The following is a 6,588-nucleotide window of genomic DNA, read 5'->3' on the forward strand; positions in this document are numbered from 1 at the left end:
CATTAAACGAGGTTTATATCAATCTGCTGCGGGTTATTTGATAAATGCCGATTGTAACGGTGCAGCAAATATTCTCAGAAAAGTATCTGGAAGGCTTAAGCTTAACTTAAGCCAACTAAGTAGAGGCGCTTTGATTACGCCCTTAAGAGTTCGCTTTTGGACTGCTTAAGAATCTGCGCGTCTTTAGACCGCAGAGTTTCAATAGGATTGATTCCTGATGATAATTAGTACAGAGAAGTAGGAAAGGGAAAGGTGGGGCAATTGTTCTAGATTAGAATAGATCTTCTGGTTCGGTTGGGTTGCTCGTTCGACAATGTAAGCCTGTGGGAGCAAATTTCGCTGTTTCAGGAATTGCCACACTTGCCCATAAACAGAACCAACTTTCATTAAGACAACCACTTCAGCAGAGTTTAAGGCTTGTTCCAGGCGATCGATATGGTAGAGCGCCGGTAAAATGGTCAACCGTTGATCCCGAACCGTTAGAGGGAGTCCAAGAACGGCTGCTGCTGCCATGGGTGAGGCAATGCCAGGGATCGCTACTATGGAGACTTGGGGATGATTGTGATTGAGGGTTTGGGCCAGATAGTTGAAGGTGCTATAGAAACTGATATCCCCTTCGCAGGCAAAGGCCACATCTTGCCCTTGATTTAAGTAAAACCAGACCTTTTCAGCCGCCTCTGTCCAGGCTTGGTGCAGAAGGCTTTCATCCTGTACATAGGGAAAGGTCAGAGAGAGTTGGATCTGTTCGGGTTTGAGCCAGGGTTGGATGATGGTTTCGGCTACACCGGGTTGGTTATTGAGGCCGGAGGGAAAGGCAACAACAGGAGCGTTTTGCAGTTGCCGCCATCCTTTGAGAGTGATTAATTCGGGATCGCCTGTACCGATGCCGATGCCGTAAAGAGTTCCGAGTTGCACCAATAGAGATTAATAATAGAGACAAATATTAAGAACGATTTTAGCGCGTTTATCGGCTGTACTGATGGCTGGGTAATGGGTCAAGGAGCAACCTACAGAAAATCATCCAGTCAGTTCACCCGATAAGATGAGGTCAATTGACGTTTTTCCAGCAAGACTATATACAAAGACTGTTTATTTTGTGACCTATGTGTATTCATCCGTCCATGCTTCTGGAAGAAAGACAGTTAACCTATACGACTTTGAGTGAGATTTTATATTTGCTCGATGATATCAAACGAACCACCGATCCGGAGCGATTAAAAGAGCTGACGGAACAGGCGAGCCAGTTGTGTATTGAGTTAAGGTATCATTATTCTCAGTTAGTCCCCGATCCAAATTTTGATTGTAGTGTCCCGACTAGCGGTAGCCATCAGCGATCGCCCAGGACTGATGGCGATGGCATTGATATCTTTGAGATGTTCCCTCAAGGTTTGTCGGATTTGAGGGGGATTTAAATCCCAGATGATTAAGCTCCCGTCTGCACTTCCGGCGATCAGTTGTTGGCAGTCTGAGCTAAAAGCTACGGCTCTTACCCAGTCAGATAAGGCTTGAAAGGTATGTTGAGGTGAGGGAGTGCTACTAAGTGAGGATAAGTTCCAGAGTTTTACAGTTAGATCGCTGCTTCCACTGGCTAAGTATCCATCTCCACTAAAGGCGATCGCATTAATATCCCGTTGATGTCCCTTGAGTTGGGTAATGGGTTCTCCCGTTTCTAGATTCCACAAATAGATTTGATTATCGCTACTTCCAGAGGCAATGATTTCCCCATCGGGACTGAAGGCGACGGTATTGATACCACGGGGATGAGCAATAGACTGATGGCGATCGCTCTCGGTAAACCAGATTTGTAATTGGCGATCGTCTCCGCCACTGGCGATCGCCTTCCCCTGGGGGTGGTACGCTAAAGACAAGGTTACAGAGCTGCGATAATGCTCTAGGGGCGTACAATACACTGTCCCTGTACCAAAATCCCAGATCTTAATCACATCATCAATACTGCCACTGGCTAACTGATGTCCTAGGGGACTAAACGCTAAGGTCAAAACCGGGTTCGTATGAATCTTTAAAGTCTCTTCTAAACTCCCCGTTTCTAGATTCCAAATTTTGATCGCACGGTCAAAACTTCCACTGGCTAACAGTTGACCATCAGGACTCATTGCCAAGGCACACACCGAACTTCGATGACCCTTTAAAGTTTGCACGCAGCGCCAGGTTTTTGCCCCTGAAGGGGGGAAAAACTGCGGACGTGGGGGAGGAGGCGGCGGCAGTTTTTTGGCCGGTTTGAGAGCGTGATAAACATCTCTCGCACAACGATAACGATGTTTGGTTCCGAGCTGGATTAACCGATCTAAAACCGCTCCTAATTTATCACTAATTTGAGTATCCCCTAAGTATTCCCGCCATACCCAAACCGCTTCTGAGCTATCAAATAATAGGAAGGGAGAGACCTGGGTTAACAGGTATAAACAAGTGACTCCTAAACCATATAAATCACTGGCATAAATAGCTTTGCCCCGAATTTGTTCGGGGGCGACATATTCCGGGGAGCCGATAGTCGTTCCGGTGTTGAGTAGGGCTGTTTCTGTGACATATTTGGCGGAACCAAAATCGACTAAACTATACTCCCCATTTAAGCCTTGAATAATATTGGCGGGTTTAATATCCCGGTGGATAACTTGGCGATCGTGGATATAATTGAGAACGGGTAAGAGTTTTTTCAGTAAGTCTCGGATTTGAGGCTCTGTCCATTTTCCCCTTTGTTCTAAAATTACGTCTAGGTTTTCTCCGGGGCGATATTCTTGGACTAAATAGTGGTTTTCACCTTCATGAAAATAATCGTAAAAAGCAGGGATTTGGGGATGATTTCCCAGTTGATAGAGTCGTTGCGCTTCTTGTTCAAATAATGCAGTTGCTTTGCGTCGCATGTCAGGATTTTTGCTCTCAAAGCTTAATTGTTTGATGACACAACGGCGCGTGTTTTCTTGGCTTCTATCAATGGATAAGAATGTGCGACCAAATCCTCCTTGACCAATTTTTTTGATGGCTTGATAGTGTTGTTTCAAAATTAGGCGGTTTCCACAGGTTTGACAGTAGTTTGCGCCCTGGGGATTTTGGGGGGATTTACAATGGGGATTGAGGCAGTAAGACATGGCATTAATTGAAAATTAAAAATTTTCAGGTCGGCGACAGCCGCAAAAATTAAAAATTAAAAATCAGAGGGTTGACTGTGAGTTTTTCGTTATTGTAAACTGAATTTTAATGTGGAGGAAATTATAAATATGGCTTCAGAAAACCAGAAAACGACGGGTGCGGATGCAGTGGATGCGGCGATCGCCCAAGGAATCGATTTAGATGGCAGTCCCATTCCCCCAGCTAAATTAGAGTTGTATCATCAAGTCATGGGTTTGGAAGCCGATCGCCAACGGAGCGGAGTCAGCAATACCATGCGATCGCGCATTGTTCGCATCGGAGCCAAGCATTTACCCCAAGATAAACTCAATCAAATGTTACTCGATGCCGACTTTGCCCCCTTGAAAGAAAAAGAACTTCGCTTTTATTACGGCGGTTAAAATTGTCTCTATCTCTATCACTCTACTGGACTGTTTCATCTAAAATAGTGTCATCGGTTTTCGGGAGTGCGTAGCATAGCGTGTCCGCAGGATAAACGTCTCGCTCCAAGCGAGAAAGGCAGGGAGCAAGATGCTCGCACTACTTATTATCTATCCCTAATTGAGGTATAATTTCATGTATTGTCCACTCCAGTATTAACCATGCAAACCAGCGATCTGACTCCTTCAGCTTGGCAACAACTCCGACAAGGTACAGTCAACTGTGATCAAGCCATTAAGCTATTAGTCGATAGAGATCGCAACCTTAACCTTGCTTTACTCGATTCTGAAGTCAGTTCTCGGTTTTGGCGTGAATTCCCCGATCGCCAGAACCTCCCCCCAGTTATTCCCTTGCTGCTGTGGCGCAATTGCTACTATCTTGGCTCTCCAGTCACCGTAGAACCGGATCGAATCCAAGAAATGGGCGATCGTACCCTCACCAACATCAAAATCATCCCCATTTCCCAAAAAAGCTACAGCGCTTGGCATCACAGCCGCAACTTTGACCATACCCGCATCAGTTCTGCGCCCCTCGTTAACCCCATCACGGGGGAACTCGAACAAGAAAATATTACCGAAGTTACCGAACTCTACTTATCCAAAGCCGTCGGCCAAATTAGCCGCATTAAAACCATCATCTCCGGCGCTCTCCGCAACCGCGCCAGCGACATTCACCTCGAACCCTTTCCCCAAGGCCTGCGAGTTCGGTATCGGATTGACGGCGTACTCCGGGATATTACCACCCTATCCGCAGAAGTCAGCCGTAAAGTAATCGTCGCCCTCAAAGTCATGTCCAACATGGACATAGCCGAAAGTCGTCGCCCCCAAGATGGACGGATTGGCGAAAAATACGCCACCCAAGATAACCTAGAATTGGGCATGGATATGCGCGTCAGCACCCTTCCCTGTGTCAGTGGCGAAAAAGCCGTTATTCGGCTCCTCCCTCGGCAAAATCCCTTTAGTAAAATTGAAGACCTTGGCTTTAATCATCAAACCTTACCCGTTTATCAAGACTGGTTGCGCCAACCCCAAGGCATGATTATTCTCACCGGGCCCACCGGCTCCGGAAAAACCAGTACCCTTTATACCAGCTTACAATCCGTAGCCACGGAACAAGTTAACGTAGTCACCGTTGAAGATCCCGTAGAATACATCTTAGCCGGAATCACCCAAACCCAAGTCCACGAAAGAGCAGGCATGACCTTTGCCGCAGGCTTGCGGGCCATTTTACGCCAAGACCCAGATATCATTATGGTTGGGGAAATTCGCGACCATGAAACCGCAGAAACCGCCGTCCGAGCCGCCTTAACCGGCCATTTAGTCTTTACCACCTTACACACCAATGATGCAGTAGGAGCCATTCCCCGGCTAAAAGATATTGGCCCCGATCCCGGTTTAATTAGTGACGCGCTATTAGGCATTATTGCCCAGCGTTTAGTCCGTTGTATTTGTCCCCATTGCGGCACACCCTATCGCCCCAGCGAACAGGATTTAAGGATTTTGGGGATTGGCTTACATGAGGCCAACCCAGAAGAATGGCGCAAAGGAAAAGGGTGTGTTAAATGTTTTCAGTCAGGATATCTAGGACGAGAAGCCATTATTGAATTGTTGAATGTGGATGACTCCATGCGGGAATTAATTTATGAAGGGGGAGTAACCGAGTTGCGCCGATATCTGCAAAATACCGATTTTATGTCTTTTCGTAAGGCCGCCACAGATAAGGTAACCCTGGGTAAAACCACGGTAGATGAAGTGGTTCGAGTTCTGCCTCGCAGCACGATGTACTATAAGCTCAGGTGAGTGCTGCTGAAGGAGATATCTTGTCAAATCTTGCTTTATCTAGTTATATTACTCAATAGAGATTTAGCAATTAAAAACGGAGACTCCCCAATGTGGCCTTTGATCTTGACCTTAACGACGAACTTGCCTACTCTCAATGAGTTTTCTAAGCCCAACCCTCCAGAAGTAATATCTCAAGTAAGACCTATGATGCACTCAACCCCCTATTTAACGCTTAATCCTCTGAATGTTTCAGAAGCAGAAGGATTGCTGTATATGCGAGAAGAGGAAAAATTGGCACACGATATTTATCGAACCCTCTATACCCATTGGCAACTTCCTATTTTTGAGAATATTGCCCAAAGCGAGACTCGCCATATGGGCGCTGTTCTGAGACTGCTTAACCGTTACGGACTCCAAGATCCGATCGCCACTAAAAACCCAGGAGTGTTTACCAATCCAGATTTACAAAACCTATATAATTCCCTACTCAGAACCGGTTATAGCTCCTTAGTCGATGCTCTCAAAGTCGGTGCAGAGATTGAAGAACTCGATATTGTTGACCTAGAAGAAAAGATCGATCAAACTCAAAACCCCGATATTCAACGAGTTTATAGTAATTTAGCGCGAGGTTCTCGCAATCATTTACGCTCCTTTGTCTCCACCTTACATCGTCAAACTGGCGAGACTTACCAACCGCAACATTTACCCTTAGACCAATACAACGCCATTATCTATTCTGCTCACGAACGAGGAGGACAAGGAAGACATCAGAGAAATCATGGCAGGAAAGGCCATGGCGGCGGTTATGGGTGGGGTAGGAGAGAGGGAAATGCGGGGAGACACTTCTAATATTAAGGAGTGAGAGCGTGTCTCGCTCGTAGGGGGCGGGTTGACAAACATCTGGGTGGGAAAACCAGAGGGTTGCTAAACCCGCCCTTACAACATCCTCCCCCCATTCCCTCCTATGGCAGCGAGCAAGATGCTCGCACTCCCCCCATTCCCCCATTCCTCCTATGGCAGCGAGCAAGATGCTCGCACTCCCTATTCCTCCTATGGCAGCGAGCAAGATGCTCGCACTCCCCCCATTCCCCCATTCCCCCTATGGCAGCGAGCAAGATGCTCGCACTCCCCCCATTCCCCCATTCCCTCCTATGGCAGCGAGCAACATTCACGCACTCCCCCATCACCAATTAACTAGGGGGCGAATCTTGGAGATCGGGAGAGCGTAGGGTAGGGAAAG

At 46.9% G+C, this 6,588-nt stretch carries 6 protein-coding genes; 4 read left to right on the forward strand and 2 right to left on the reverse strand.

Annotated features, from left to right (window positions below):
• Positions 1-198: 198 nt before the first annotated feature.
• Positions 199-915, reverse strand: coding sequence for a precorrin-2 C(20)-methyltransferase (locus PJF56_RS19655; protein ID WP_283764410.1), 717 nt, complete (start codon positions 913-915; stop codon positions 199-201).
• A 362-nt stretch (positions 916-1,277) separates the two neighbouring features.
• The gene (locus tag PJF56_RS19660; protein ID WP_283764411.1) at positions 1,278-3,107 is read right to left on the reverse strand and encodes a protein kinase domain-containing protein; all 1,830 of its coding nucleotides are present in this window, start codon (positions 3,105-3,107) and stop codon (positions 1,278-1,280) included.
• 129 nt (positions 3,108-3,236) lie between these two features.
• On the opposite strand from PJF56_RS19660, the gene PJF56_RS19665 reads away from it, so the two are divergent.
• The 4 genes from PJF56_RS19665 to PJF56_RS19680 all read left to right on the forward strand — a co-directional run bounded on the left by PJF56_RS19665 (position 3,237) and on the right by PJF56_RS19680 (position 6,546).
• Positions 3,237-3,527 carry a small RNA NsiR4-regulated ssr1528 family protein gene (locus PJF56_RS19665; protein WP_283764412.1) on the forward strand — a complete coding sequence of 97 codons (291 nt, stop codon included), beginning with the start codon at positions 3,237-3,239 and terminating at the stop codon, positions 3,525-3,527.
• 201 nt (positions 3,528-3,728) lie between these two features.
• Positions 3,729-5,366, forward strand: a complete 1,638-nt coding sequence (locus PJF56_RS19670; protein ID WP_283764413.1) for a GspE/PulE family protein — start codon at positions 3,729-3,731, stop codon at positions 5,364-5,366.
• A 186-nt stretch (positions 5,367-5,552) separates the two neighbouring features.
• On the forward strand, positions 5,553-6,197 hold the full coding sequence (locus PJF56_RS19675) for a DUF2202 domain-containing protein (protein WP_283764414.1): 645 nt from the start codon (positions 5,553-5,555) through the stop codon (positions 6,195-6,197).
• A 115-nt stretch (positions 6,198-6,312) separates the two neighbouring features.
• Positions 6,313-6,546 (forward strand): hypothetical protein, encoded by a 234-nt coding sequence (locus tag PJF56_RS19680; RefSeq protein ID WP_283764415.1) that lies wholly within the window; start codon positions 6,313-6,315, stop codon positions 6,544-6,546.
• Positions 6,547-6,588: the final 42 nt, after the last annotated feature.

This window comes from Roseofilum halophilum BLCC-M91, from assembly GCF_030068445.1.
Taxonomy (GTDB): Bacteria; Cyanobacteriota; Cyanobacteriia; order Cyanobacteriales; family Desertifilaceae; genus Roseofilum; species Roseofilum halophilum.

Coding starts and splice junctions, on each gene's coding strand:
- PJF56_RS19660 (WP_283764411.1), bottom strand. CDS start 3,107: ATGTCTTACTGCCTCAATCCCCATTGTAAATCCCCCCAAAATCCCCAG.
- PJF56_RS19665 (WP_283764412.1), top strand. CDS start 3,237: ATGGCTTCAGAAAACCAGAAAACGACGGGTGCGGATGCAGTGGATGCG.
- PJF56_RS19670 (WP_283764413.1), top strand. CDS start 3,729: ATGCAAACCAGCGATCTGACTCCTTCAGCTTGGCAACAACTCCGACAA.
- PJF56_RS19675 (WP_283764414.1), top strand. CDS start 5,553: ATGATGCACTCAACCCCCTATTTAACGCTTAATCCTCTGAATGTTTCA.
- PJF56_RS19680 (WP_283764415.1), top strand. CDS start 6,313: ATGGCAGCGAGCAAGATGCTCGCACTCCCCCCATTCCCCCATTCCTCC.